Origin of the sequence: Streptomyces sp. NPDC006458 (assembly GCF_040612135.1) — a bacterium.
GTDB lineage: Bacteria > Actinomycetota > Actinomycetes > Streptomycetales > Streptomycetaceae > Streptomyces.
This window is the reverse complement of the sequence record NZ_JBEXPR010000001.1, coordinates 244586-271321: the sequence shown is the minus strand read 5'-3', so window position 1 is coordinate 271321 and position 26736 is coordinate 244586. Positions and strand designations below refer to the sequence as shown.

General features: G+C 63.4%; 28 protein-coding genes and 1 pseudogene. 24 read left to right on the top strand and 5 right to left on the bottom strand.

Annotation, left to right across the window (positions count from 1 at the left end):
- The first annotated feature begins 87 nt into the window (after window positions 1–87).
- From ABZZ79_RS01440 to ABZZ79_RS01430, 3 genes and pseudogenes are all read left to right on the top strand, one after another.
- A complete protein-coding gene (locus ABZZ79_RS01440) occupies window positions 88–621 on the top strand; it encodes a PadR family transcriptional regulator (protein ID WP_356685224.1) in 534 nt (177 codons plus the stop codon).
- Window positions 622–629: 8 nt separating this feature from the next.
- A pseudogene (locus ABZZ79_RS01435) lies at window positions 630–923 on the top strand (ATP-binding cassette domain-containing protein); the annotation flags it as partial.
- A gap of 90 nt (window positions 924–1013) precedes the next feature.
- Complete coding sequence (locus ABZZ79_RS01430) at window positions 1014–2054, top strand: site-specific integrase (RefSeq protein ID WP_356685222.1); 1041 nt, start codon at window positions 1014–1016, stop codon at window positions 2052–2054.
- Window positions 2055–2490: 436 nt separating this feature from the next.
- Here the strand turns inward: ABZZ79_RS01430 and ABZZ79_RS01425 are convergent, their stop codons facing one another.
- From ABZZ79_RS01425 to ABZZ79_RS01405, 5 genes are all read right to left on the bottom strand, one after another.
- Complete coding sequence (locus ABZZ79_RS01425; protein ID WP_356685220.1) at window positions 2491–2763, bottom strand: hypothetical protein; 273 nt, start codon at window positions 2761–2763, stop codon at window positions 2491–2493.
- A 56-nt stretch (window positions 2764–2819) separates the two neighbouring features.
- Entirely contained in the window at window positions 2820–3488 is a 669-nt protein-coding gene (locus ABZZ79_RS01420; protein WP_356685218.1) for a hypothetical protein, read from the bottom strand.
- A gap of 542 nt (window positions 3489–4030) precedes the next feature.
- Window positions 4031–4489 (bottom strand): DNA cytosine methyltransferase, encoded by a 459-nt coding sequence (locus ABZZ79_RS01415; protein WP_356685838.1) that lies wholly within the window; start codon window positions 4487–4489, stop codon window positions 4031–4033.
- Window positions 4490–4981: 492 nt separating this feature from the next.
- The gene (locus ABZZ79_RS01410; RefSeq protein WP_356685215.1) at window positions 4982–5176 is read right to left on the bottom strand and encodes a hypothetical protein; all 195 of its coding nucleotides are present in this window, start codon (window positions 5174–5176) and stop codon (window positions 4982–4984) included.
- 14 nt (window positions 5177–5190) lie between these two features.
- Entirely contained in the window at window positions 5191–5403 is a 213-nt protein-coding gene (locus tag ABZZ79_RS01405) for a hypothetical protein (RefSeq protein ID WP_356685213.1), read from the bottom strand.
- 450 nt (window positions 5404–5853) lie between these two features.
- On the opposite strand from ABZZ79_RS01405, the gene ABZZ79_RS01400 reads away from it, so the two are divergent.
- From ABZZ79_RS01400 to ABZZ79_RS01300, 21 genes are all read left to right on the top strand, one after another.
- The gene (locus tag ABZZ79_RS01400) at window positions 5854–6183 is read left to right on the top strand and encodes an HNH endonuclease signature motif containing protein (RefSeq protein WP_356685211.1); all 330 of its coding nucleotides are present in this window, start codon (window positions 5854–5856) and stop codon (window positions 6181–6183) included.
- 288 nt (window positions 6184–6471) lie between these two features.
- Window positions 6472–6933: a phage terminase small subunit P27 family gene (locus ABZZ79_RS01395; RefSeq protein WP_356685210.1), complete on the top strand. Its 462-nt coding sequence runs from the start codon at window positions 6472–6474 to the stop codon at window positions 6931–6933.
- A gap of 111 nt (window positions 6934–7044) precedes the next feature.
- Window positions 7045–7284: a hypothetical protein gene (locus tag ABZZ79_RS01390; RefSeq protein ID WP_356685208.1), complete on the top strand. Its 240-nt coding sequence runs from the start codon at window positions 7045–7047 to the stop codon at window positions 7282–7284.
- A 2-nt stretch (window positions 7285–7286) separates the two neighbouring features.
- A complete protein-coding gene (locus ABZZ79_RS01385; RefSeq protein WP_356685206.1) occupies window positions 7287–7610 on the top strand; it encodes an HNH endonuclease in 324 nt (107 codons plus the stop codon).
- 61 nt (window positions 7611–7671) lie between these two features.
- Complete coding sequence (locus ABZZ79_RS01380; RefSeq protein ID WP_356685204.1) at window positions 7672–9423, top strand: terminase TerL endonuclease subunit; 1752 nt, start codon at window positions 7672–7674, stop codon at window positions 9421–9423.
- Between the two features lie 196 nt (window positions 9424–9619).
- Window positions 9620–10915, top strand: coding sequence for a phage portal protein (locus tag ABZZ79_RS01375; protein ID WP_356685203.1), 1296 nt, complete (start codon window positions 9620–9622; stop codon window positions 10913–10915).
- Window positions 10912–11577, top strand: a complete 666-nt coding sequence (locus ABZZ79_RS01370; RefSeq protein WP_356685201.1) for an HK97 family phage prohead protease — start codon at window positions 10912–10914, stop codon at window positions 11575–11577. Before ABZZ79_RS01375 ends, ABZZ79_RS01370 begins: the two co-directional genes overlap by 4 nt.
- Window positions 11578–11615: 38 nt before the next feature.
- Window positions 11616–12830, top strand: a complete 1215-nt coding sequence (locus ABZZ79_RS01365) for a phage major capsid protein (RefSeq protein ID WP_356685199.1) — start codon at window positions 11616–11618, stop codon at window positions 12828–12830.
- A gap of 92 nt (window positions 12831–12922) precedes the next feature.
- The gene (locus tag ABZZ79_RS01360; protein WP_356685197.1) at window positions 12923–13138 is read left to right on the top strand and encodes a hypothetical protein; all 216 of its coding nucleotides are present in this window, start codon (window positions 12923–12925) and stop codon (window positions 13136–13138) included.
- Between the two features lie 2 nt (window positions 13139–13140).
- Entirely contained in the window at window positions 13141–13971 is an 831-nt protein-coding gene (locus tag ABZZ79_RS01355; RefSeq protein WP_356685195.1) for a hypothetical protein, read from the top strand.
- On the top strand, window positions 13971–14393 hold the full coding sequence (locus ABZZ79_RS01350; RefSeq protein ID WP_356685193.1) for a hypothetical protein: 423 nt from the start codon (window positions 13971–13973) through the stop codon (window positions 14391–14393). Before ABZZ79_RS01355 ends, ABZZ79_RS01350 begins: the two co-directional genes overlap by 1 nt.
- 165 nt (window positions 14394–14558) lie before the next feature.
- Complete coding sequence (locus ABZZ79_RS01345) at window positions 14559–15524, top strand: phage tail tube protein (RefSeq protein ID WP_356685191.1); 966 nt, start codon at window positions 14559–14561, stop codon at window positions 15522–15524.
- Between the two features lie 126 nt (window positions 15525–15650).
- Window positions 15651–16031, top strand: coding sequence for a hypothetical protein (locus tag ABZZ79_RS01340; RefSeq protein WP_356685189.1), 381 nt, complete (start codon window positions 15651–15653; stop codon window positions 16029–16031).
- A complete protein-coding gene (locus ABZZ79_RS01335) occupies window positions 16028–16360 on the top strand; it encodes a hypothetical protein (protein WP_356685187.1) in 333 nt (110 codons plus the stop codon). The genes ABZZ79_RS01340 and ABZZ79_RS01335 overlap by 4 nt, the downstream gene beginning before the upstream one ends.
- A gap of 129 nt (window positions 16361–16489) precedes the next feature.
- Entirely contained in the window at window positions 16490–19702 is a 3213-nt protein-coding gene (locus tag ABZZ79_RS01330) for a phage tail tape measure protein (RefSeq protein WP_356685186.1), read from the top strand.
- Window positions 19702–22638: a LamG-like jellyroll fold domain-containing protein gene (locus tag ABZZ79_RS01325; RefSeq protein WP_356685184.1), complete on the top strand. Its 2937-nt coding sequence runs from the start codon at window positions 19702–19704 to the stop codon at window positions 22636–22638. Before ABZZ79_RS01330 ends, ABZZ79_RS01325 begins: the two co-directional genes overlap by 1 nt.
- A 63-nt stretch (window positions 22639–22701) precedes the next feature.
- A complete protein-coding gene (locus tag ABZZ79_RS01320) occupies window positions 22702–23211 on the top strand; it encodes a hypothetical protein (RefSeq protein WP_356685182.1) in 510 nt (169 codons plus the stop codon).
- Entirely contained in the window at window positions 23211–23531 is a 321-nt protein-coding gene (locus ABZZ79_RS01315; RefSeq protein ID WP_356685180.1) for a hypothetical protein, read from the top strand. The genes ABZZ79_RS01320 and ABZZ79_RS01315 overlap by 1 nt, the downstream gene beginning before the upstream one ends.
- A gap of 11 nt (window positions 23532–23542) precedes the next feature.
- Window positions 23543–24418 carry a peptidoglycan recognition family protein gene (locus ABZZ79_RS01310; RefSeq protein WP_356685178.1) on the top strand — a complete coding sequence of 292 codons (876 nt, stop codon included), beginning with the start codon at window positions 23543–23545 and terminating at the stop codon, window positions 24416–24418.
- A 42-nt stretch (window positions 24419–24460) separates the two neighbouring features.
- Window positions 24461–24658: a hypothetical protein gene (locus tag ABZZ79_RS01305; protein WP_356685176.1), complete on the top strand. Its 198-nt coding sequence runs from the start codon at window positions 24461–24463 to the stop codon at window positions 24656–24658.
- Window positions 24659–24758: 100 nt separating this feature from the next.
- Entirely contained in the window at window positions 24759–25970 is a 1212-nt protein-coding gene (locus ABZZ79_RS01300) for a helix-turn-helix transcriptional regulator (protein ID WP_356685174.1), read from the top strand.
- Window positions 25971–26736 lie beyond the last annotated feature (766 nt).

The following is a 26736-nucleotide window of genomic DNA, read 5'->3' as shown; positions in this document are numbered from 1 at the left end:
CCCACAAGCCCCGCTCGACCGACTTCGTGAAGATTCCCGCCGGGCGACTATTCACTCAGTACATGTACTCAGTACATAATGATCTCCATGAGCACCCGCCACATCCTGCTCGGGCTGCTCGCCACAGGTCCCAGCCACGGCTACGACCTCAAGCGACGGCACGACGAACGCTTCCCGCAGGCCCGCCCGCTGGCCTACGGGCAGGTGTACACGACCCTCCAGCGCCTGGTCCGGGACGGCCTCGCCGAGATCGACGGCACCGACTCCGACGGCGGACCGGAGCGCACCCTGTACCGGGCCACCGAGGAGGGCGCCCGCGAGCTGACCCGCTGGGCGGCCGAGGTCACCCCGCCCGCGCCCTTCGTGGCGAACGAGATCTTCGCGAAGGTCGTCGTGGCGATCCTGGCGGCCGGCGACCCGGAGGCGTATCTGCGCGACCAGCGTGCCGCGCACATGGCCCGTATGCGCGAGCTCACGGCGGTCAAGACCGCCCGCGGAGCGGATCTGTCGACGGTCCTGTCGGCGGACTACGCCCTGACTCATCTCGACGCCGACCTGCGCTGGATGACCACCACCGGCGCCCGGCTCGCTTCCCTCACCGCGGAGGTAGACACCGTATGACCACCGACATGACCACCGACACGAGTCCGAGCCCGCTGCTCGCGGCCTGCGGCCTGGTCAAGACGCACGGCCGGACCCAGGCCCTGCGCGGCGCCTCGGTCCGGCTCGCGGCCGGGGAGATCCTCGCCGTCACCGGGCCGAGCGGCAGCGGCAAGTCCACGCTGCTGCACTGCCTCGCGGGGATCGTGCGCCCGGACGAGGGCGAGGTGACGTACGGCGGTGAGCGCGTCGACCGCCTGTCCGAGGCGCGGCTGAGCGAGCTGCGGCGCACGGAGTTCGGGGTGGTTTTCCAGTTCGGGCAGACTAGGTTTCAATGTTAGTATCAAGCCGAGCTTGCAGCTCCCTGACGTGCGGATAGCGTGGCCAGGTTGCTTCGAAAGCGAGGTTCAGACATGGCTAGGCGCACCACTCCGAAAGTTAGTATCGCCGCGACTGAGTTTCTGGCGCTGCGGGCCCGTAGGTCGAGCAGCAAGACGGCGCTCTATGACTTTCGGAGCCTGCTTCGCCGGTTCGCGCAACGAGTCAACGACTGTCAGGTTGCCTCGCTCGTGCCCGACAACCTTGAAGACTTCTTCTACGGCCCTGGAGCCAGCCTCAGCCTGACGTGCCAGGGCGGGACCCTCCGCGCGCACAAGGGGCGGCTCAAGCAGTTTCTCGCCTTCTGCCACCGGAAGGGGTGGCACGCGCTCACCCCCGAAGCGCTACTTGATGGCATCAACCCGCGCGGCGCCCTGAACCGCAACCGCTACCGCATGACTCGCCCCGAGCTGCGCCGACTTCTCGAATGCGCAACAGACCCGCGAGACAGGGCGCTGATCGCCTTCGTGGCGAACACGGGGGTGCGGATCAGCGAAGCGCTTGCCATGACTGTGCAAGACGTCAGCTTCTCGAAGGTCGAGCTGCACGTTCACCTGCCCAAGACTCAGGAAGAGGTGCCGCTCCCCATGTCTGCTGATCTCGAAGCCGAGCTACGGGTGTGGCTCTCGGCGTACACGGAAGCCGTGGGGCAGCTTGAGAAGGAGTACCGCCTGTTCCCCGCGTACCGCAGGGGCCGATTCGTCGACGGCGCAGGAAGCAGGGTCCGCCACTTCAACCCGACTGCCAGGATCAGCAACCCGCGCATGGTACTTCAACCGGTGGCGGATGCGGCTGGCCTTGAGCTTGAGCCTGGCGACGGGTGGCACACGCTACGGCGCAGCTTCGGCCGGATCATCTACGAAGACGCGCGACGGCATGGGCACGACGACGCTCTGCGCATCACGCAAGCGGCACTGAATCACTCCAAGGTTGAGACGACGGAGCGCTACCTCGGGCTCGACATCGAGAGGCAGCGGTACGCCGACATGATGCGGGGGAAGCCGTTCCTTACCCTTGGAGAGGGGACAGCAGGCAACATCATCTCTCTGAGGGATCGAAGGGCGGACAATGGTTAGGGCGCAAGTCGAGGTGGCTCGTTGCGACGAGTGCGGGACGACCGAGGGTGTCGTCTCGGTCGTTGTGAGCATCGACGGCAGCACAACCGAGACTGATCTCTGCAATGAGCATGCCGCCCCGGCGCGAAAGATTGCTGAGATGGGGCGACCGGCCGAGCAGGGGGCGCAGCGTCGGAAGCGAGCGGCCCTGAGGAAGGCTGCTCACGCTGTCGTTGCGATTGAGGACCTTCCGGAGTTCAGCGGCCAGTGAGCGCGTGTAAACGGCCCCGCACCCATGAGGGTGCGGGGCCGTTGTCGTTCACCGCATGCTGTCGAGCCACTGCCGTTCCTGCTGCCGACGCTGTCTCCAGCCATACGGGATGCCGAGGTACGTCAGCGAAGGCGAGCGCAGGATTCCCGCGCGGTGAAGAAGTCTGCGAAGCCTCAAGGCTCCCCCTTACGTCCAGTACACGCCGCGACGCTTCGCTTCGTCGTCGACCTTCTCGCTCGCGGTAGACAGGGCGTCGCGCTTCGCGCGGTCGTACCCGTACTCGCGCTCAAGCTCGCCGTGCCGGTCTTTGTCTCTCCAGCAGTCGAGCGCATCTGAGATCACGCGAACCTCGGCATCTGTGAGGTCCGCTTGCGGCATGACTTCGCTCAGCACGCGCCGGCGAATGTCCTCATACGCGTCAGCCACTACTGCGGCGTACTGGTTCTGGGAAAGCTTCATGCCCCGTAGCGCATACGCTCGGCGCGTCAGAGACACCGGTACGTCGTCAGGATGTTTCACCACAGCCCCCCGTCGAGGCGCTCGACGTTCTCTCTGTGCACGTCCCGATCGATCGGCATAATCGCCCCTCGAAACGTGGGCCCGATCTTCACAAGCACGGGCTCTTTCGCGTCGAACACGCATAGGTCCATGGCGCGTTCAAGGTTCTCGTTCGATGCCCCCTTGACCTTCGCGACCTTGACCTTCGAGAAGTACGCCAGAAGGGCCGGATCGAACGCGATGAGTTCGGGGAGTGCCGGCGCACTGCGCTCCATCCGCTGAAGCAGGGTGTCGACCATGCCCCAAAGGGCCGTATCAGCGTTGGCGCCCTGGTCGTGGGCGACCGTAGGCGTGTCGTTGTTCGCGGGCTTGAAGACCAGGCCGTCACCGGCCTTGATCTCGACTCGCCCGTATCCCTTCTTGTCCTTTCGGCCCCCGCTGTCGAGATCCGACAGCGCAGCTCGGTCAATGTGCAGCGTCACACCCTCGGGGGGTCCGTCGTAGGTGTCGAGCGGGCACTGATCCTGCCCGATGGCGTATCCGTCCGTTCCCGTCGCGCGGAACCCTGTGGGGCCGAGATGTATCCGGGTCGTCTTGACGGTCGATCGTGCGGGCGAGAAGCAGAGGGCGTTGAAACAAACTCTCGCCATGTCATCGCTAAGCAGCGAGGCTATCGCGGCGCTCATACTCCCCTTCCATGAGTGCGAGCAAGTAGCCGTACGCGGCTCGGGCCTGCTGAGGAACGGCACCGTCACCGATGGCCTTGAGTTGGTCGCCTCGGGACACTCCGTCAACGGCCGTGATCCAGCCGGAAGGTAGACCCATCATCCATTCGGCGAAGGGCGCAGCGAGGCGAAGTCCGCCACGGGGCCCGTACTCGACAGGAACGGGCGCGGGGGCGTTCATCAGCAGCTCCCACCTGCCTACAGCAGGGCCGAACGCGTTCCACCATTCCGAAGGCGAGTGTGCTCGGCGCAGGCTCCATCTCGGGTCGTTCGGCTCGACCGCGAGCAGGTAGCAGACTTCGTCTTCGAGAGTCGGTCCGTGTCCCCCGGCCTTTCTCTTGTCGGGGTGCTGCGGAGCGCCATTCCTGCCCAGGTTGGCTGTCGGTGTCTTGAGGAGCTTCTCACCCTTCTCTCTGGGGAAGAGTCGAGCTACTGCGGTGACCAAATCGTCGCCCCCGGCTCCGGGACGCGCAGCCTTCGCGTAGTCGGGTCCGCGTTTGCTATCAGCGGCTGTAGGGGTCGGCAGGAGTGGCGACACAGAACCATCGGTCACGATGGTGGGGTGCCCCAACGCTGGACGCTCGGTAACTTGTCCATTCCGCATCGTACCCGCCCGCGGCCAGGTCCCCGAGTACGACGTCAAGGCCGCGGCTTCGGATTGCTCCGACGTTTTCCAGGAAAACGTACCTCGGTCGAAGTGTGCGAATGGCTTCGGCAACGTGCTTCCAGACCCCTGACCGCTCACCCTTAATCCCTACTCGCTTACCCGCGTTGCTGATGTCCTGGCAGGGGAAACCTGCTGTCAGAATGTCGACCTGCCCGATTAGGGGCGTCCAGTCGACTGACGAGATGTCCCCGAAGTTGGGAACTCCGGGGAAGCGTGCGCTCAGGATGAGCGACTTCGAGGGGTCGCTGTCAGCCACCCAATAGACGTGCCCGCCTGTCAGCTTCGACACAGCCATTCCGAGCCCCCCGTATCCCGCGCACAGCTCCAGGATTCGAGGGGCAAGGATGATTTTGTTACTCACAGTCCATCCCCGCAGGCTCTTCGCTCTCGAAGAGATCTCTCATGATCCGCTCGTGTTCCTCGCGGTCGAGCGAACCGAGGTCAATCACTTCCGCCATGACATCCCCTCGCTATCGCTTGTGCTTGCCCTTGCTCCGCGAGGAATTTGAGAGATCCTCTATAGCGAGGAAGATGAATCCGACCAGGGCGAAGAGTCCACACCCGAGCAGAATCCAGCGCTGCACTTCCCAGACTGCTTCCACGGCTATCCCCCCTTTCCGATGCTCGCGAAGGCGGCGAGAGCGGCCGTGATAGCGATTCCGAAGAAGAAGCCGCTCATCCATATGGCGAGCAACTAGCGTCCCCAGCGCACGGCAGCCAGCGCGACCAGGGCGAGCGCAGTGAAGGTGTAAAACTCGACGGGCGAGGAGTGGTAGACGAGCATCCGTCAGGCTCCCTTATCGGTCTTGCCGTAGGTCACGGCGTAGTCGTAATCGGCGTAGGCGTTGCGGATGCGGTAGGCAATTTTCGACAGCTCGCGCTTCCCCTTGAGCTGAGCCTTTTCGAGCTGCCAGACAGCAGCCGTGTAGTGCGGGTGGCTCTTGAAAGGGGCCATCATTTCGAGAGCCTTAGCGAGCGTCACCCCGGCGCCCTCTCTCAGCCGTTCTTCTGGGAAGCCGCAGCAATCTTCGCCATGGCCGCAGCAGTGGCCTTCACCTTCTTGTCCTCGGCCGGCGAAGTGGTCGAGTAGCGCAGAGTCGCCCCGTTGATGGAGATTCCGACCCCGGCCTTAAAAGAGGGGTTCCCGTCCTCGGGGCCGTTCTTCACGTAGTTGTTCGCCGAGGTCACGACTCGCGGAGAGAGGAACATCGAGACTCCATTTCGAATGACAGCTTCGATCCGTTTAAACGGCCCCCCTCGCAGGGGGCCGAGTGCTGCCGGTCGGGCTCTAGGTGACCCCTTCGGCGACGTTTCGAAACATAGCTTCGCTGCCATGGCGGTTACAAGAAGCCGCAGCTCAGAGGGCACGGCGTTACGCCGCGGCTGCCGTTACACGTCTAGTGGGGGTAAGGGGGTCGGGCTGAGTGAGCGGAGCGAGCGAAGACCGGGGGGATCGGGGGGCAGACAGCTACAGCTATAGCTACAGACTTCGGCCTAGGCCGAAGAGCTATCAGCGAACGAGCGACAGCGAGAGAGCTGAGAACAGATAGAACGGCAGCGCTCTCGCGCTGCCTCTATTACAGGTCTTCCCTCTATGAACACAGCGCGACAGCGCTGCACAATCCAGAGGGGCACCCCTCCGAAAGGGGGTGCACCCCTATGCCGTACTCAATGTGTCAGCACTGCCGAAAGCTAAGACCCCTCGGCACTGCATGCCCATGCCGGGCAGTAGCACCACGCAGACACAAGAGCAAGAACACCAGAGTCAAAGGCAAGTACGACGCACAGTGGAGAAAGGTAAGAGCGCAAGCCATTGCGCTTCACCCCTTCTGCCTCAAGTGCGGAAGCACCCAAGACTTGACCGGCGACCACATCCGCCCACTCAATCAGGGCGGAACCAACACGCTCGATAACGTTCAAGTTCTTTGCCGCTCATGCAACAGCAGCCGAGAACAGACCATAAGAAGGGCCCGCCGGGCCTCCCCGTAAGAGACACTCGTCTCTTTCGGGCCGTCCGGTTGCAGCAAGCCACTCCAGCGGCGCCCCCGAGGCGCCCGAAACGGCTTGCACCCCTCCACCGGCACGACAGCAGATCAATCACTAAGACACCGCTGCCTGATCCTGCCGGAATCTTGGAGGGGAAGGGGGATCTGAAACTTTTTCCGCTTTCTTTGGCACCCACATGTCTTTCCGCTTTTGCGAACGCGCGGGGGTTAGCCGGAACTGGTGGGAGCGTGCTACAGCCAAGGCCGAACGACCGGAGGGAGGAGAAACCCTATGCCCGGACCGCCGAGGACGCCTACGAAGCTCGACAAGCTTCGTGGCAACCCGTCGAAGAAGAAGCTGAACGAAGGCGAGCCTGAGCCGGCCACGGGGCAACTCGCCCCGCCCGGCGACTTCGAAGGGGAAGCTCTCGCTGAGTGGAACCGCGTAGTGCCCGAGCTGCTTCGCCTCGGTCTCGCCACGGTCGTTGACCGGGCTTACCTCATTGCCTACTGCTCGGCGTGGGCTTCCTTCGAGGAAGCGCGGCTTGTGCTCGCTGAGCGCGGCCCCCTGGTCGAAGGTCGCGACGGGAACCAAGTCAAGAACCCTGCCGCTCAGATCATGCGCGACAGCGCAGACATGATGATCAAGTTCGGCTCTCGCTTCGGCTTGTCGCCGAGCGACCGCACGCGGCTGTCTGTGGCTCCGAAGGAGCCCGAAGGGCCCGATGCTCAGGTTCTCTCTCTGCTGAGCTGAGAGCCGTCATTCTGCCCCGCCTCGGGGCCGCAGGGGTTGAGCGCCGGAAGGCGTTTGGGTGGCGCCAACTGCCGCGCTCCCCCTGCTCATTCGTCTACCGGGAGAAACGCCATGCCTTCGTATCCTGACCCGACCATCACCGTTCGCGCCGAAGTGCTCGACGATTACGCAGTTGAGTTCCGCGTGACCGGCGACCTTGGCCGGTGCACGCCTGCTATCGACGACGCGTTTCGCGCCCTGCGGGATGCCTGTGCGACAGCAGTAGCCGAGCGCACGGGACGGCCTGAGGACGTCGTCTCTTCGGCCGTGGTGGACACGCTGACGGTCGCACGCGAGACCGTGACCCTGTAGCCGTGGCTGAGGCGAGGAAGCGCCGCAGGCGCAAGCGGTCGCCCGGTTGGCTGTCGCGTCGGGAGTACGCCCTCAAGCTGCGCTGTGAGCGTTGGGGCGTGCCCTACACGAAGGTCAGCCGTGCGGCGGTCTTCCGGCGTGACGGGTACGTGTGCCAGCTCTGCTCGGAGCCCATCGACCGCGCCCTTCGCTACCCGAATCCGCGGAGTGCCTCACTCGATCACGTGGTGCCGCTCTCGCACGGCCCCGGAACTCCCGGACACGTTCTGTCGAATTGCCAGACGGCACACTTCGGCTGCAACGCATCGAAGGGAAATCGCGTGTAGCGACTTCCGCTCTATTACACGTCTTCTCTTTGTGAAAGCACAGAGGGGCGAGGGGGCGGGAATGAGCGAGCTTATCCTTTCCCCCTTCGGGCCGATCGATCCGAGAGAAGGCTTCTTTCGCTACGACGAGAAGAGGGCGACTCACGCGGTCAACTTCATTGAGAAGCTCATCGTGCATACAAAGGGGCGCCACGCTGGCGCCCCTTTTATTCTCGACGAGTGGCAGAAGAACGAGATCGTTCGCCCACTCTTCGGAACGATGATGTGGGACGACCAGTACGAAGAGTACGTTCGTCAGTACCGGATTGCGTGGCTCGAAATGGCGCGCAAGAACGGGAAGAGCGAACTGCTTTCCGCGTTCGCGCTGCTGGGTCTTGTTGGAGACTTTGAGGAATCCGCCGAAGTCTATTCGGTCGCAGTTGACCGAGATCAGGCCGGTCTCGTCTACAACACAGCGAAGCGCATGGTCGAGCTGAGTCCGATCCTGTCGAACCGGCTTGAGATCATCGACTCGAAGAAGCGCATCATCGACCGGAAGACCAATAGCTTCTATCAGGTCTTGCCCGGTGACGCTGCGGGTGCACTCGGCACCAACCCGAGCATGGTCCTGTTCGATGAGGTTCTTACTCAGAGGGACCGGCATCTCTGGGACAGCATGAGGCAGGGTTTCGGTACTCGCCGACAGCCGATCATGATCGCGGCGACTACGGCCGCGTATCGCACGGCGGCTTTCGCCCTTGAAGAGCATGAGCATTCGCTTCGCGTTCGTGAGAATCAGAATCTCGATCCGGCGCGTTTTGTCTTCGCTCGGAACGTTCCGGATGACTGGGACTGGACGAATGAGGGTGAGCCCCCTTCGGCCAAGCATCCGAAGGGAACGGGTTGGTATCTCGCTAACCCTGCTCTCGGCAGCTTCCTGAACATCAACAACTTGAGGGCCGAGGCTGACGAAGCCAAGGAGAAGCCCACGGCACAGAACGCCTTCCGGGTGTTCCGCCTCAACCAGTGGGTCTCTCAGGCGAACCGGTGGCTCGACATGCGCCTCTGGGATGAGAACGGGGCGAGCGTCAAGGTCGACCGGGAGAAGCTCAAGGGGCGTCCCTGCTACGCGGGCATCGACCTTGCTGCGACTGGTGACTTCAACGCGTGGGTCTTGCTCTTTCCTGGGAGCCCGGACGATGCCGAAGCCGAGGGGTGGACGGTTCTTGCGCACTTCTTCGTGCCCCGGCCGGCCGTCGACAGACGCTCGAAGATGAAGACGTCGTTCGAGGTCTGGGAGCGTGAAGAGGTTCTGACGGTCACGGAGGGGCCGACTACAGATTTCAAGGCGATCTTCCGGCACATCGCTCGCGACGCCGAGGATTTCCGAATCCGGTATCTCGGCTATGACCCGTGGAATGCAACGCAGCTCATCAACGAACTTGAAGAGCATGGCCTTACGGCGGTCAAGGTGCCGCAGAGCGCGGCTCGCCTGAACGATCCGTGTAAGGCGATTGAGAGCGCGCTCGCTGCTCGCGAGCTGCGGCACGGCGGGCATCCGGTGCTTCGCTGGATGGCCGATAACGTCGAACTGGACGTCACCAACGACGGATTGGTGAAGCCGAGCAAAGCGAAGTCGGGCGAGAAAATCGACGGCATAGCGGCTATCGCGAACGCCTTCTTCCTCACGGCTCTTCCAGAAGAGGAAGAGGCCCACGTCACGTTCATCAACTTCAACGAGACGTATTCGGATACGGAGCTTGAGGCTCTGCTCACTCCTGCCTCTCGGCAGGCTGACCGGGAAGCGTATTTCTTCCCGGATGACGACGACTAGGGGACGCAATGAAGTGGCTTGCCACGGCAAGCCGCTCACTCCTGTCTGCCGTTACCCACCACACGCCGACCGCCTTCCAGGCGGGCAGCTTGGGCTTTACTGCTCTCGCTGCTTACGACGTCGCGCGCCCCCTCGGGCATCTCGCGGTCGCTCTCGGCCTCGGGCTCATCGGGTATGCGGCGGACGGGGGTAAGCGGTGAGCCTGTTTACACGCATCCGTGAGCGCCGCTCGCTCGGGCTTACGTCGCCGCGTAGCACGTGGGAAGACGAATTCTCCGGACTCGCTCGGCGCACCTTCTCGGGTAAGCGCGTGAGCCGGGACGGCTCGCTACAGATGATCTCGGTCTATGCGTGCCAATCGTTGATCGCGGACGGTATCGCGTCGCTTCCCGTCGACCACTTCTCGAAGGTGACCGGCAAGAAGACCATGCTCGACGGCGCGAAGTCGCCGCGCTGGATCAGACAGCCGAATCCCTTCCAGACGGCTTACGCCTTCTGGCACCGCGTGATCGTTTCGCTTCTCAGCGACGGGAACGCCTTCCTCGCAATCATCCGCAACGACGCCGGGGTGATTCAGGCTCTCTACTGCCTGCACCCGCAAGACGTGCAGATCGAAGAGGGGCCAGCAGGCGACGACCAGTATCGAGTGACCGGCGTGCCCGAGCTGCTCGGCCGAGGTTCCATCCTGCATATACCGGCGTTCACGGTACCCGGTTGCAGTCGCGGCCTGTCGCCGCTCGACATGGCGCGCGAGGCTATCGGCCTCGGCATGACAGCCGAAGAGTTCGGCGCCCGGTTCTTCTCGCAGGGAACCACGATGGCAGGCGTCATCGAGCATCCGGGAACGCCGCGACCGGACGAAGCGAGACTTCTCCGCTCGATGTTCAAGAAGACGCACGCGGGCATCAACAACAGCCACACGGTTGGTGTGTTGACCGGTGGCGCGAGCTTCAAGCCAATCTCGATCACGCCCGAGCAGGCTCAATTTCTGGAGACGCGACGTTTCCAGAAGACCGAGATCGCCCTTCTCTACCGAGTGCCGGCCTACCTTGTCGACAGCTCTGTGACTAGCACGTGGGGCAGCGGAATTGAGGAACAGAACCGCTTCTTCGTGGATCAGACCTTGATGCCGTGGATCGTGCGTATTGAGCAGGCAGTGAGCACTTTCCTGCTGCCCGGACAGCAGTTCATCAAGTTCAATCTCGACGCGCGGCTTCGCTCGAAGACGAAGGACAGATACGAGTCGTATCGCACTGCGCTGACGAATGGCTTCATGACTGCCGACGAGATTCGCGCGCTTGAGGATATGGAGCCGCTCCCGAAGAAGAACGGGCAGCACTTCTATATGCCGTTGAACCTCGCCATCGTCGGCGAGGAGAAGGCCCCTGCCCCTGCCCCGGAAGCTCCGGTGGTGCCGGATGAACAACCGTCCGAAGCACCCGATGACACTCCGCCGGACAGCGACCAGGGCGAGCAGGAGACAACCGAATGAGCATGGAACGACGTACGGTCTCGACCGAGTTCGAGGTTCGCAGCGAAGGCCAGAAGTTCACCTTCTACGGCTACGCGCTCCGGTGGGGACGCAAGTCGCAGAACCTCGGGGGCTTCCGCGAGCAGGTCGCCGACAAGGCGACTACCGAGACGATCGAGCAGGACGACATTCGCGCCCTGTTCAATCACGACTCGAACCTGATTCTCGGTCGGAACATGAGCGGGACCCTTCGACTGTCGGAGGACAGCGAGGGACTCCACTACGAAGCTGATATGCCCGACACGACTTATGCGCGTGATCTCGCCGTGTCTATGGAGCGCGGTGACGTCACACAGTCGAGCTTCGGTTTCCGCACTATCGACGATGCATGGGGCATCGACGAAGACGACTTTCCCCTTCGAACCCTTCGGAAGATCAGTCTCTTCGATGTCTCACCCGTGACGTACCCGGCCTACACGGATTCAACATCCGGGGTCAACGAACGGGCACTTCGTTCGCTCGCGAGTGATCGCGGGCTTTCTGTGGCGCGGCTGGATTCGCCCGAGGCGATCCGGGCCGCAATTCGCGGTGAGGTTGATGTTCCGGCGCTGAGCGAAGCGCGGACCTTCCTCCCCGTGTATGAGCTTCCGACCGATCCGGTCGCGGCTCTCGCGGCTCTCTGATTCGCCGCAACGAATCCTCAACTCTCTTAAGGAAACTCATGGATTACCGTGCTGCGGCGAAGGCCGCGCTTGAGAAGCGCGCGAATCTCGTCACCGAGATGCGCTCCGTGAACGATGACGCGGCCCTGTCGGACGCCGAGAAGCGCGAGCGCATTGAGCGGCTGGACGCCGACATCAACGGCCTTGAGGCCGAGGCTCGCGAGGCTATCGAGCGTGGCGAGCGTGAGGCCGAGGTTCGCTCGCTCACGGCTCGCGCTGAGGGCCTGTTCGCGCCGAACGGCAACCGCCAGGAGCAGCGCGGCCACGGTGAGAGTCTGGACGAGCAGTTCCGCGCTGTCGCCCGGGGCGAGTCCCGCGGATTCGAGATCGAGTCGGACGGCTCCGAGCTGCGCACCGCGACGACCGGCAGCGCCGCGAACGCGGGCACGACCGTCGCGAGCACCTTCGTGCGTGAGGTGATGCAGGCTCTTCGCGAGTCGAGCCCGTTCATGCAGGCGGGTGTTCGCGTCGTTACCACGCAGTCCGGCGAAAAGATGGAGTGGCCCGTCAAGAACGGCCGCCTCATCGCGTCGAAGGTCGCCGAGGGCGCGACCTACCCGAAGAGCGACATGAGCTTCACCCGGTGGGAGATCGACTCTCACAAGGTGGGTGTGATCGCTGAGGCGACGAACGAGATGCTCGACGACAGCGCACTTCCGCTCGCGTCTCTCATCGCCGAGGACATGGGCGAGGCTATCGCCGACTCGACGTGCGCGGCGTTCCTGAAGGGGACCGGTACCGGTGAGGCGAACGGCCTGCTTCCGGCGATCACCCTGAACGCGGGCACCCTGTCGCTCGCGTCGACCGGCACGACCGCGACTGACAAGGTGGTCGAGCTTCAGCACGCGATCATCTCGAAGTACCGGCGCAACGCCTACTTCTACACCAGCGATGCGGGTGTTCTGTTCCTGCGGAAGCTCAAGGATGCTGACGGCCGCTATCTGTGGCAGCCGGCCACCACGGCGGGCACTCCTGACACCTTCCTCGGGAAGCCGATCACGACCGATCCGAACATGGAGTGGGCGACCACGAAGGTGGGACTCGTCTACGGCGACTTCTCGAAGTACCTGGTTCGCTTCGTGCGGTCGGTGCAGATCACGCGTTCGGATGAGTACGGCTACGACCGCGACGTTGTCGCATGGAAGGCAAGGCTCCGTTACGACGGCGGCGTGACCGACGGCGCGGCCTTCGCGAAGCTCACGCTCGGCGCGTAACGACAGCTCTGAAAGTGTCATTCGAAACGGCCCCCGCTTCGGCGGGGGCCGTTCGTGTATCCCAACTAAGGAGTCTCAGCATGCGAGTTCGCATGATCCGCTACTTCCCTGGCATGTGTGACGCGAAGCCGCTGCCGCGCATCGGCGAAGAGATCGATCTCAGTGAAGACAGCGCGGCTGGCCTGATCCGCATCAAGGTCGCCGAGCCGGTCGACGGCGACGAACAGGAGCAGGGCGAGCCCGAGCCGCCCGCCGAGCCTGCGCAGAAGCGCGGCCCCGGTCGCCCCCGGAAGACCGAGAGCGAGTAGCCGTGCGCTTTCTGAGCGGCAGGGGCGTTCGGCTTGAGTACACGTTCCTGGACGATGAGACCCCGCTTGACGTCCCTGCCGTTTCGGTGACCGTACGGGACAGCGCGGGAGAGACCGTTTACACGGGCTCGGCAGCGCAGAGCGGCGACGCGTGGGGGGTGACGCTGCCCCCGCTTCCGCTCGGCACCTACGCGGTCGAGTGGAAGGGCGGCGACGTCGCAACCGACCGCAGCATGTTCGAAGTGGTGGGGGCTTTTCTCTTCACTGTGCCCGAGGCAAGAGCCTCGGACGTCGACCTAGCGGACTCCGGACGCTTCCCCGCTGCCGATGTCCGGCACTACCGCGAAGTTGTAGAGCGTGAGTTCGAGACGATTACCGGGCGGTCTTTCGTGCCGCGCGTACGGCGCGTCACGGTTACCGGCGACGGCTCTTCATCGATTTTTACAGGTCTTCTAGATGTGATCGGACTGGTTGACGTGACCGGCCCGAGCGGCTCGCTCGATGCTTCCGGCTGGACGATTACGGATGCCGGATTCCTTCAAGCGCCGTACGAGCTGACGGAAGGCGTCCGATACTCCCTCGCGGTCGAGTACGGGCTTCCGGCCGGCCTTGAGGACGTGAAGCGTGCGGGCTTGATCCGGCTTCGCTCTCTGCTCACTGCCGAGAACTCCGGCATTCCCGATCGGGCTATCTCGTTCGTTGCTGCCGAGGGAGGGAACTTCTCGCTCGCCACGGCGGGGCGCAACGGCTACGAGACCGGCATTCCCGATGTTGACGCGACGCTCACGCGGTACCGCTACAGGATTCTTAACGACGTGCTCGGGGTGGCCTAGTGGCGACGAACGCCTTCGCGGTGAAGACCGCGCTTCGGGACATGGCGAAGTCCCTCCCCGAGCTTTCGGGCTATCAGGTCACCTACGGCTTCCCGGTGCGCAGCCCCCAGAAGCGTTGGGTCTTCATCGGCGAAGTCGTCTGGGAAGACAGCCAATGGGCGACGAATCGCAGCAGGGAAGAGGTTTTCTCGGTTGCTGCGGTCATCAACTGTCAGATATCGGGGGCGACGTCCGAGGACGTCGAGCGCGAGCTTCAGAGGATGGCCGAGGGAATCGAGAACGGCCTTAAGGCCAATCCTTCTCTCGGCATCGACACCGTTGCGACTACCGACTTCGTTCCGAAGAAGCTTGTCAGCTTTCCTTCTGACCAGACGTACGAGGGGCAGCTTGAATGCCTGCTTCGCGTGAAAGCGAGACTGTGACTTGAAGACCGTTATCTATGAGGGGCCTTACTCGGCGGTCGAGGTTCCCTCCCTTGGACTTACCGCCGTACGGGGCGAGCCGGTCGAGGTTGAGGCCGAGGCTGTCGAATCCCTCATTCGTCAGGGATGGCGAGAGGTTAAGGCTACGAAGGGGCAGGCTAAGTAATGGCTACGGTTCACGATCAGTATTTCGGCGTCGCCGATGAGGTGACGTACGGGACCGGCGTTGCCCCGACGAAGTTCTATGAGTTCCAGTCGGAAGGCGTTCAGGGGAACTATGAGCGCATCAACTCGGAAGCCGTTCGGGCTGGCACGAAGACGCTGCGCTCGGACCGCTTCGCCACGTCTGCGAAGGGCGCCGAGGGCGACTTGAAGCTTGAAGTGGTGTCGGGCGGCTTCGACTTCTGGCTTAAGCACATGCTCGGCGCTGTCTCGGCCGGCGCCCCCTCGGGCGGCCTCACCACCTACACGGCGACCGTTGGGCAGCTCGACGGCAAGAGCTTCACGGCGCAGGTGGGCCGTGTCGACAACACGGGCGCTCTGACCCCCTTCACGTACGAGGGAGGAAAGGTCAAAGAGTGGGAGATCTCCAACGCGGTTGATGAGCTTGTGACGCTGTCGCTCACGCTCGACTTCGGCAAGGAAACCATCGGCGCCGGATCAGGCGCATACGCGGTCTCGACTCCGACCTACGTCGCGAACACGAAGCTACTCGCGTTCAACGGTGGCTCGGTCAAGGTCGGCGGAACCGACTTCCCCGTTTCGGACTTCTCGCTGAAGGCTGACAACGGTCTGAACGTTGAACGGTACTTCATTCGTGCGGGGGCGAAGGGCGAGCAGCGGGAAGAGGGCCTTCGGTCGTACGAGTGGTCGCTTAAGGGCGAGTTCGCCGGAACGACCCACATCAACCGTGTCGCGGCTGCGGTCGCCTCGGGCGCGCTCGCGTCCATTGAGGCTTCCTGGTCGGGCCCGGACGGCTCACAGCTCAAGGTCGAGCTTCCCTTTGGTCGCTTCGACGAAGGCCCGGTGACGGTCGGCGGCTTCGAGCTTGTCGAGCAGGAACTGTCCGGTGTCGGGCTGACGGACGGCGCGGCTTCAGCGGTGACGATCACCTACAAGGCCGTCTCTTAAGCGGTCTGAAACTACCATTCGAGGCGATTCGAAGTGAGTTGAGCGATGCCTCAAGATGGATACCTGACGAATGTTGAGGGGCTCGCTCAATTCGCTCGCGCTCTCCGTCGTGTCGGCGGGGGCGAGATGACGACCGAAATGAAGCGGCTGAACTTCGAAATCGCTGACAAGCTCGCTGAAGCGACGAAGGCGACTGCTGCCGCAGGTAACCGGCAACAGAAGTCAGCCGCTCAATCTCTCCGGGCAACGAAGACCGCGAACTATGCGGCTCTTCGGCTCGGCAGCAAGCGAAAGCCTTACGCACTCGGCGCCGAGTTCGGCGCGAAGAAGCGGACCCATAAGGGCAATGTCATTGCCGGTTTTGGTCCGTGGCGTGGAAACCAGTGGGGCGGCTGGGAAGGTGGCCCCGGTTACTTCCTACACCCAACGATTCGCAGCGTGGGCCCCGTCCTTCTGCGCGAATACTACGACGAAATCGAGCGCATCGCTCGGGAGGCATTCCAATGACTGACGCTATCTCTCTGCGTATCGACCCTGACAACTTGACGATCGGCGACCTTGAAGATTTCGAGGATGTCGTAGGACAGCCGATCTATCAGGCCCTTTCCCCGCGCCCGGTCGTTGTCGACGGGAAGCGGGTGCTCGACGAGAAGGGCCGTCCCGAGCTTGAGACGCAGGTTTCGACGAAGGCTCTCAAGGCTCTCATCTGGATTTCTCAGCGCGCGATCAACCCTGACTTCACCCTCGCGGATGCCCGCAACGTCAAGGTCGGCGAACTTCAGATCGTCGCCTCGGAGGGGGACCCGCAGGGAAACGGCGAAGGGCAGAACGGCTAAGGGAGCGAGCCGCCTTCTGCCACTTCTACCGCATGTCCCCTGCCGAGGTCCGGCGCCTTTCCAGCGCCGAATACGGGGCCTTCTGTAAGTACATGAGCGAGTATCACGCGGCCAAGGGGGGCCCCGGCAATGGCTGGTGATTCCAGGACACTTCGCGTTGTCGTCGTCGGCAACGCGCGTTCCGCAGAGCAGTCGCTTGACCGGCTCGGGGATTCCGCGGACGGCGCTCGCCGTGACGTCGAGCATCTCGGCGACGCGCTGAACGATGCAGGCGACAACACAACGTCGCTCGGCGACGGAGCAGGCGAGGCCGGCGGGCGCCTCGGCGCCATGAGCGACATGCTTCCCGGCCTTCGGGACGGACTCCTCGGACTCGGCGCGGCCATCGTCGCCGCTCTCCCGCTGGCCGCAATCGTCGGCTTCGAGAAGGGCCTTGAGCGCATCGGCGAGAAGGCCAAGCTGTCCGCCCAGCTCGGCGTGACGGGTCCGGAGGCCGAGCGGGCGGGCAAGCTCGCGGGCGACCTATACGCAGCGGGTTGGGGCGAGTCTTTCGCGGCTGCTGGCGAAGCCGTCAAGCGCGTCACTCAAGACATTCAGATCGATCTCAACTCGGCGGACTTCAAGCCGATTGCGTCGAAGGTTATGGCGCTGAGCGACACGTTCGACCTTGAGCTTGGGGGCACAACTCGCGCTGTCTCGCAGATGCTCCGGACCGGTCTCGCGAAGGACGCTGACGAAGCTCTCGACATCATCGCGGCGGGAATGACCAACGGCGTCGACAAGTCGGAAGACTTTCTCGACACGCTGAATGAGTACGGCACTCAGTTCAGGAAGCTCGGGCTTGACGGCACTACCGCCACCGGCCTTCTCTCGCAGGGCCTTAAGGGCGGTGCGCGGGATGCCGATTTGGTCGCGGATGCTTTCAAGGAGTTCTCGCTTCGCGCGATTGACGGTTCTACGGCTTCCGCTGACGGTTACAAGCTGCTCGGCCTTGAGGCCGACAAGCTGACTGCGCAGATAGCCAAGGGTGGGCCCGAGGCTTCGAAGGGTCTGCAAACCGTTCTCGACCGCCTCAAGTCGATTGAAGATCCGGTCAAGCGCAATGCGGCGGGTGTCGCCCTTTTCGGAACGCAGTTCGAGGATTTGGGCGATGCGATATACGCGCTCGATCCGAAGACGGCTGTGAAGGGTCTGGGTGACGTCAAGGGCGCGGCTCAGGAAATGGCCGACACGATGAGCAACAACGCCGCTCACAAGGTGGAGGCGTTTAAACGGCGCATCGGGAACGCCTTCACGGAAGGCTTCGCGTCGCTCATCACCAGTGCGCAGGGCATCGGCGGGCAACTGTCTGGGGCACTGTCGGGAGCCGGATCGGCCCTTGAGCCCGTTCTCGCTCCGATCCGGCAGGGAATATCCGGGCTGCTCGACGCCGTGAGGCCCGCTCTCTCGGACTTCGCGAGCTTCTTCCGGGGCACGGTCGTGCCACTCTTCCGCGAGCTGTGGACGCAGGCTCAGCCTGTCCTCGCGCAGCTCGGTACGAGCATCGGCACCTGGCTCGGGTACGCGAAGACCATCTTCGAGGGATTCGTTTCCGGGGTGAAATTCCTGTGGGGCATCTTCGGCGGCTTCATCATCTCGACAATCAAGAACGTCTTCGACGGCGCCATGCAGTTCATTTCTGGCGCTCTTCAGACGATCGAGGGAATCTTTCAGATCTTCTCCGGGATCTTCACGGGCGATTGGTCGAAGGCTTGGGAAGGCGTGAAGAACGCCTTCGGCGGCATTTGGAAGATGATTGTCGGCGCCTTCAAGGTCTACATCTATGGCTCGATCGTCGGCATTCTCCGGGGCGGCGTGGTCCGGCTCGCTGCTCTCTGGAAGGGCGGGCTCAACGGGATCAAGGCGTTCTTCGTCGGCATTTGGAACGGCATCCGAGCGTTCTTCTCGGGCAAGATCCGGCAACTGACCGTCGCGGCATCCAATGGCGCTTCGGGCATCAAGCAGTTCTTCATCACGCACTTCCAGTCTCTTGCGTCCGGAGTGCGCGACAAGATCACTGTCTTGTATGGGTACATCAAGGCGATTCCCGGAAGGGTGAAGGGGTTTTTCAAGGATCTTCCGGGCGCTTTGAAGCAGATCGGCTTGAACATCATTGAGGGCCTGATCAATGGCATCCGCAGTTCCTGGCACAAGGTGACCGCAGTCGTTGACGGCCTGGTGGACAAGATTCCCGGCCCGATCAGGAGTGCCCTCGGAATTCACTCGCCTTCACGCGTAATGGCGGATATCGGCAAGTGGATTACGGCCGGTCTCGTCAAGGGCATGCTCGGCGGCTCGAAGTCGGTGGAGGCCACTTCGAAGAAGCTGCATGAGCTTGTGACGAAGGCTTTCAAGGTGGGCAAGATCTCGAAGGGGAAGAGCAACAGCCTTCACGCGTACATCTCGAACCAGAACAAGACGCTGTTCCGGCTGTCGAAGGATCGGGAGAAGATACAGAAGGCTATCAGCGCTGCGAACCTGAAGCTCGCGGACCTGAAGAAGGCAAAGCTCGAAATATCTTCGTCCGTCGCCGGTAAGGCGAAGGATTACGGGTCTTTCATGAGTGCCTTCGACTCTTCGGAGTTCGGCGACAACTCGGCGAGTGCGATCGTTGCCCGGCTGAAGAGCAAGCTGCAAGGGATCATCGACTTCCGGCGCAACTTGCAGACCCTCGCGAAGCGGGGCCTCGGTCGCGGCATCATCAACCAGATTGCACAGGCCGGCCCCGAAGAGGGCGGGCAGATGGCTCAGGCTCTGCTCAATGCTGGTGGCACCGAGATCAAGCAACTGAACTCGACCTACAGCGCCATCAACACCGAGTCGAGCAAGCTCGGCAGCTTCGTAGCGTCCAACTACTACGACGCCGGAATTCAGTCCGTGAACGGCCTTCTGCGGGGCCTGAAGGCGCAGGAGAAGACCCTTACCAAGCAGATCGAGAACTTGGCCGAGGCCATGGTCAAGGCTCTGAAGAAGAAGCTTGGTATCCACTCCCCCTCGCGCATCTTCAAGAGGCTCGGCGGTTTCACGGCTGACGGGTACGCCCTCGGCGTTCGTGGTGGTGCTGACGGCGTTCAGGCGGCGGTCGACGAACTCGCGGCTATCCGCCCGAGTGCGGGTTCCGTGGCGGGGCCGGCGGTGCGCGCGGCTTCGCGGTCGAGCTACTTGAGCGCTGGCGTTCGCGACGTGATCGTGAACGTGGGAGGCAACGTCACTTCTGAGCGTGATCTCGCGAAGGCCATTGCAACGACTGTTCGCGATGAGCTTGTGCGCAACGGCAAGCGGAATGGTGGGAGGATTTTCTAATGGCTGACGGTCCGCCGATCACGGTAGAGGTCGCCTTCGACGGCGGGCCGAATGCCGACACGTATACGTGGACGGATGTGACTCCTTGGGTTTCCGGTTTCGGTATCAAGCGGGGACGTAACTCCGAGCTTGACCGTATCGAAGCCGGGACCCTGTCCCTTGCTCTCGACAACTCGGATGGCCGTTTCACGCCCATGCGTAACGCGAGTGTCGAGCTGCTTCCTCCGAACGTAACGACTGGCTCTGACACTCTCGGCACGACTGCGGGCTTCAACGGCATCGTCGTGTCGAATACGAGCAGCAACACGCACAGTGGCGCTCGGGCTATTCAGTCTGTCGGCTCAACCCTGTCGTCGGGAACGGCGGTCGTTTACACGGACCGGATTCCGGTCCGGCCCGGCAACAAGTATCAGGGTTCCTTCTGGGTCCGGAACGCCGTTGACGCTGTCACAGCGCTTCCGGGGCGGTGCGTCATACGGTGGCGCGACGCTGCGGGCAACTTCATCTCGGACTCGATCGGGACCGCGTGGACGGGGGTTCCAACGTCCTGGTCGCAACTCTCGGCCACGGGGGTTGCTCCCCCGAACGCGGCCTTCGGCATTCTGATTCTGGAGAACACGTCTGCGGCGACAGGGGCTTGGTCCATATGGTCTGACGACTTCTCGCTTGCCGAGGTGTCGCCCTACTGGCCGAACGTGCTGCCCCGTCGGCGCGTTCGGGTACGCACGGCAAACCTGCTGCCGAAGGACGTTTCTACAGGCGGAGACATCTCTCGTAGCGCGGACATGTTCACGGGTGGCCAGAGTGGCGTGTCTGCGGCCTTCGAGCTGACGCCGAAGAGCGGGACCGGATCGATCCGCGTGAATCTGGCCAGCAACGGTGCAGCCGACTTCGCTTCGTCTGTCTACTGCGGCTTCGTGAAGACGATTGCTGATGATCGTCGCTGGTGGTCGACGACGAAGCTTGTGCCGACCGGACTCGCGAAGGTGGTCGGCGGGGCCGTTTACACGGCCTCCGGACAGCTGAGGCTCGGCGCCGGTTCGGGCGCCCTCGGGGTGAAGTGCCGCATCCGTTGGTACACGGCCGCGAGTGCCCTGATCAGTACGAGCGCGGCGACCGCCGCGGTCGCGCTCAATGCTGGTGGCTGGTCGTCGTTTGCTGTCACGGCCACGGCCCCTTCTGCTGCCGCGTGGGCCGGTATCGAAATCGGCTCTTCAGGCGGTGACGGTGGCGCATGGTTCCTCGCTGACGAACTCCAGCTTGAAGCCGGGACCGCGGTGACCCCGTGCACTCCAGGCGGAAGCATCTTCTCCGGCTTCATCGAGAAGTGGCCCGTCAAGGTCGATTCGATGTCATCGAGCATCGAGCTTCCAGCGACAGACGCGTTCCTTGTCTTGGGTGAGGCTGAACTCCGCTCGCCGTATCAACAGGCGGCGCTAGCGAGTCAGCCTGTCGGCTACTGGACGCTCGGCGACGCGTCCGGCGCTGCGCGAGTCGAGAACCTCGCTGACGACACGAAGCCCGCCGCTGTGCGGGCGTCGAAGTACGGTTCCGGCACGCCGCAGTTCGGCGCCGCTTCCCTGGTGCTGCGGGACAGTGAAACGACGTCCTACAACCTGGCGAACGTTGCGAGCGACAAGGGCAGCGTCATCGACCTGAACGACCTTGGTCGGCGCAAGTACGCGCTCGGCACGGAACTCACGGTTGCCTTCTGGACGCTTCCGACCCGCCCGGCCGCAGGCAACATGGTCACGCTCTTCGCCGCGTGGGATGACGCTGCTCGACGACTCATCTCGTTCAGGCTCACCTCGGACGGCTATCTGCAAGTTGAGACCGGCTTTGCTGACGGAAGCTCGACCTATCTCGACACGGTAGACCTCGACGTGAAGCTGTCGACGTCGAAGGCTTCCTTCATCGTCGCCTATGTCCAGAACGGCGAGACGATGCTGTACGTCAACGGCTCAAGCGTGGGCTACAGCCTCAATCACGGTCCCGCACCCACGACCACAGACCTGCGAGACATGCGCTGGTCGTCGGTCGCGGGACAGCAGGCGGGCAGCATCTATAAGGAGTACGCGAACGGCCGCTTCGGTCACGTCGCCCTCTGGGACAGGCGCCTTAACGCATCGGAGATCACCGAGCTGTGGGCTGTCGGCGACAACGGCGGGGCCGTGTTCAGCGAGTCCGAAGCTGCTCGGGTGCTGCGCATAGCGCGTTACGGCAGCTTCGCGGGAGAAGTGGTTACGGATGCGGGCATGAGCACGGTGCTCAGTCCGTCATGGTCCGAGGGGTCGACGGCGCTCGAAGAGGTGCAGCTCGCGGCGGCTGACGGCGGCGGATACGCCTTCATGGACGGCGACGGCCGGCTTACGTTCCACAACCGGGCTCGGCGACAGTCGGCGCCCCTGCGCTATGTCCTGTCGGACACGGCGGGAACGCCGTTCGAGCCGGGCCTTGAGTTCGACATGGACGGCGACCAGGTGGTGAACGAGGTTGCCTACAAGAGGCCCGAGGGCGTCGAGTCGACGCTGAGAGATAACACGTCTATAAGTACGTACGGGCGAAAGTCGCGGTCGATAGAGCTTCGCGTGACTGATGATTCAGCCGTTGTCGATGCCGCTTACGCGATGCTGTCGTCATACGCGAATCCGATCGTTCGATGCGATCAGGTGGTTATCAAGCCTACGGCTACGCCTGCGCTCTTCTCGGTCATGCTCGGAATCGAGATCGGCGATCGAATCACTCTGGCCGATCTTCCGAACGCTGCCCCGGCTTCCTCTTTCAACTTCTACGTAGAAGCCATTGACATTCAGGTCGACGCGAACGGCACCGCACCCATTTGGGTTGCGACGCTCTCGCTCTCGCCTGCTTCGGCTACGGACGTCTTTGTCTTGGGCGATTCGCCGCTTGACGGCAGCTTCGGACTCGCCTACTAGCAACGCACGGCAGGGGCCCCCAGAGGGGGTCCCTTTAGCTGTCTGACTTCAAGGATTCCCCTTATGGCAACTGTGCCTTCGCTTGATACGTGGGTCGCTAAGGAGACGCCGACCGCGAACAAGATGAACAAGAACGTCCGCGACGCGTCGAACTTCCTGCTGAACACCCCCTTCGCGTGGGGCTACCGAAACGCGGTGCTCTCGCTGACTGACGGCGTGTGGACTGACGTGACGTTCGACGCCGAGAAGGCGGACAACGATGCGATGTTCTCGACGTCTACCGGCTTCACGGTCGTTACGCCCGGCTGGTACTCGGTCCGGGCAGGGTCCCGCTTCGGCACAAGCGGGACCGGGTACCGCGCATTGCGGCTTAAGCAGAACGGCAACGACATCGATGTTGTTTACGGTCCGGGACTTGCCAGCGCCAACGTGACGTTGCGCGCCGAGACCGAGGTGTATTGCAACGCGGGCGACACCTTCACTCTCGCTGTGATGACGTCCGGAGTCGCAGTCGCAGTCATCGTTGGGCAGCCTTTCTACACCTTTCTTCGCGCCCGATGGATGGCCGCGTAATGGACATCATGGCTATCGCTGGTTGGGTGTTCGGCGCTCTCGCGGGTATCGGCGCTCTCGCTGCTGCCTTCGTCAAGGTGAAGTCGAACGTCGACAACGCCACGGCGGAGATTTGGCGGGGCGAGGCAGAAGCGCAGAAGGCAAGAGCGGACCGGCTAGAAGCCGAGTTTGGCGAGCTGTCTGCTCGCGTTACACGTCTTGAGCAGGAGAGAGAGCTTCTGCTGTCCATGGCCACGGGTCAGACAGCGATTGTCGAACTGCGCACGGCTATGACCGCGCAGCTCGACGAGATCAAAAGCCTTCTGACGTCCGCCCTTTGAGAGGTTTCCGCATGAAGACCACCCTTGCTCGCTGGTTCGGCCCCGGTCGCACCGCTCCCATTCGCGTCATCGTCATTCACGACATGGAGGCACCCGAGGGGCCGAACACTGCCGAGAACGTCGCCGCGTACTTCGCCAACCTGCCCGCGACGAATAAGGCTTCGGCTCACGTGTGTGTGGACAACAACTCGGCCGTGCGCTGCGTCGCCGACGGTGACCGCGCCTGGCACGCGCCGGGCGCCAACGGCGACGGCCTCGGCCTTGAGCTTGCCGGGTATGCGCGTCAGACGCGCGCTGAGTGGCTCGACGACTACTCCAAGGGGGTCATCGAGCAGGCTGCGCAGGTGGCTGCGGATTGGTGCAGGAAGCACAACATCCCCGCGAAGAAGCTGACGGTTGCCGAGCTGAAGGCGGGGAAGCGGGGCATCGTCGGTCACGTCGACGTGTCGCAGGCATACGGGCAGACCAACCACTACGACCCCGGTCCGGCGTTCCCGTGGGACTACTTCCTTGACCGCGTGAACGCGCGGCTCGCGAAGCCCGATGCGCCGGCCGGTGACCTCAACCCCCCGCGCGTGATCACTCGCCCCGCGAAAGTGGTGAGCCTCGCTCACATCGTCCGTGGCACTCTGCGCGACCCTGGCCTTCCGCAGGGCGTAGCCACCTACAAGGCCGAGGGTCTGACGGTTGAGTCGGCGCTTCACGCCGAGGGCCTGCTTGCTGCGCGGTACGTAGACGGCTCGCTCGGTACGGCCTTCCGGGCGGCTTACACCGAGTGGCAGGTGAGGTGCGGCTACCCGCGCCACTCGCAAGCTGCTGACGGCATCCCCGGTCCCGCCACTCTTAGGAAGCTCGCGAAGAAGCGCGGCTTCAAGGTCACGAAGTAAGGAGTCCGCCCCGTGAAGTTCCTCCGGAAGCATCCTGCGCGCGTGTACGCGTTCGTCACTGCCGGTCTCGGCCTTCTGGTCGCCTATGGCGTAGACGTGCCCGAGACGCCGATTCTCGGCGTACTGACGGCCACTCTCGCGCTGATCTCTGGTGAGGTTGTGCAGCGCACAGAGGACGCGAAGACCGTGCAGGCGTTCGCAACTCCCGTCGAGTCTCACGTCGAGCTTGTCGGCAAGTAACCTCCGAAGCCCCCGACCCTCTTGGGTCGGGGGCCTTTCGGCGTTTCCAGGCCGTTTACACGCTCCCCCGGCGGCGCTGACGTGCCGCTACTCTCGATATATGGCTGAGCACCTGGGCGACAGGATGAAGCGGCTTCGCCGCGTGGCTGGACTGACGCAAGAGGCTCTCGCGGAGAAGGCGAGATTGTCCGTCGACACTGTGAAGAAGCTCGAACAGAAGCAGCGGCACTCTGCCGCTCTGCCCACGCTGCATGCCCTGTCCAGCGCCCTCGGAGTCGAGCTAACGAGCCTGCTCGGCGACCCGCCCGGAGTGCCGTCGACCGGCGAAGCGGACCCCCCACAGTTGGTTGCGCTGCGCCGCGCGGTCTCTCCGCCCCTGTTCCTTCCTCCCCCGGAGCCGACCGGCGCCGAGCGGCTCACACTGCCGGTGCTCCGTAAGGAGATCTCGGCGGCTTGGACGCTGTATCACGATGCGGAGTTCTCGGCCCTGCTCGACGTGCTGCCCGGCATCGTCAACGATGCTCGGTTCGCCGCTTCGGTCGGTACTGCCGACCAACGGGCTGACGGAGAAGCCGCGTTGGGCAAGGCGTTGCAGTTGGCCGGCCACCTCGCTATCAGGCTCGGCAAGCTCGATCTCGCCCTGTCTGCGCTCGAACGGGCCATGAACGCGGCAAGCGCGTCTTCCGATCCGCTGCTGAGCGCCATGATCACAAACAGCGTGGCTTGGAACTACCAGAGGCAAAACCGGCTCGGCGACGCCGAACACGTGGCCGTGTACGCAGCGGACCGCATCGAGCACGAGAACAGTTCGACGGCCGAGGGCGTGCGCGTGTGGGGCGGCTTGGTCATGTCTGCGGCGACGAGTGCGGCGCGGCGCGGCGACTATGACAGGGCGTCGGACATGATGAAGACAGCGGAAGACGCGACGAAGCGGCTTGCGACGTTGCCCCCGCCTGTCGACGGCAAGATGGTAAGCGTGTTCAGCCGCTCCTCTGTGCGCATTGAGCGCGTGCGTCTCGCGGTCCAGCATGCGCGCCCGGAAGAGGCCCTTGATCTAGCGAAGGGCATGCGGCTCAGCGCGGACACTCCTCCGTCGTGGCGTACGTGGCTGCTGCTCGACGTAGCCCGCGCACACACGGACCTCGGCAACGCCGAGGGGGCCGTGAAGGCTCTCACGCGGCTCAAAGAGATCGCACCCGGATGGATGCGGCACCACACCCTCGCTGTGGCGATAGTGACCGATCTGTGGGCGGGCCCAGCGCGACCGGTTGGCCTGCGGAAGCTTGCAGAGTTCTTGGGCGTGATCAGCTAAGGCCCGAAAAGGGGGACAGGGCGCCCCTGTTCTCTCTGCTGTCTCGGCGGCAGGCTCGAATCTCCGCCGAGTGTCAGCGAGGGGAAACGTCATGCCCGAGGTATCCATGCGTACGGCCTTAGAGCCGGTGGGCGTTCAGGGGTGCATGGCTTGCGCCGCTTTCGTCAACTCCCGCGAGGCGGCTCGCGAGGCGCGCGACGCGCGAGCGGTCGCGACCGCCAACGAGCAGATTTCCAAGCATCCCCATAGCGCGGTAGGGGCGGGGAGGAAGCTTCCCGTCACGTCCGTGTGGGGGTTGCTGCCGTGAGGCCGCACGTCCATCACGAGAAGGCGGTAGAGGTTCCGTTGGATGCGTGGCTGTATGAAGCCACCCCTCGCGAGGGTTGCCAAGCATGTGCTGAGGCTTCCGCCGAGTTGGCGGAAGCGGAAAAGACTGGGAATGCAGCCGCGCGTTTCGAAGCGGCTCGGAGGATTCGCCTCTGTACGCATGCGGTCTCGGCTTGAGCATGGCGCCGAGTCGCCACCACGTACCCCGCGCAGGGCGTCGAAGCTACGACGAAGGCCCCCCAACGCTCATTGAGTGGCTGGTGAGCGTCTCGGATATCTGCGGTCTCTGCGCCGACCATCGGACGATTCCGTGCGTCGACTGCTTCGGGTTCGACGGATGCTCGACATGCAAGCGAAGGACATGGCTCCCGTGCCCGCAGTGTTCAGACGGGGACCGGTGGCCGTAGTGAAGGGAAGCGGTTTTGTCGGTGCAGGAACT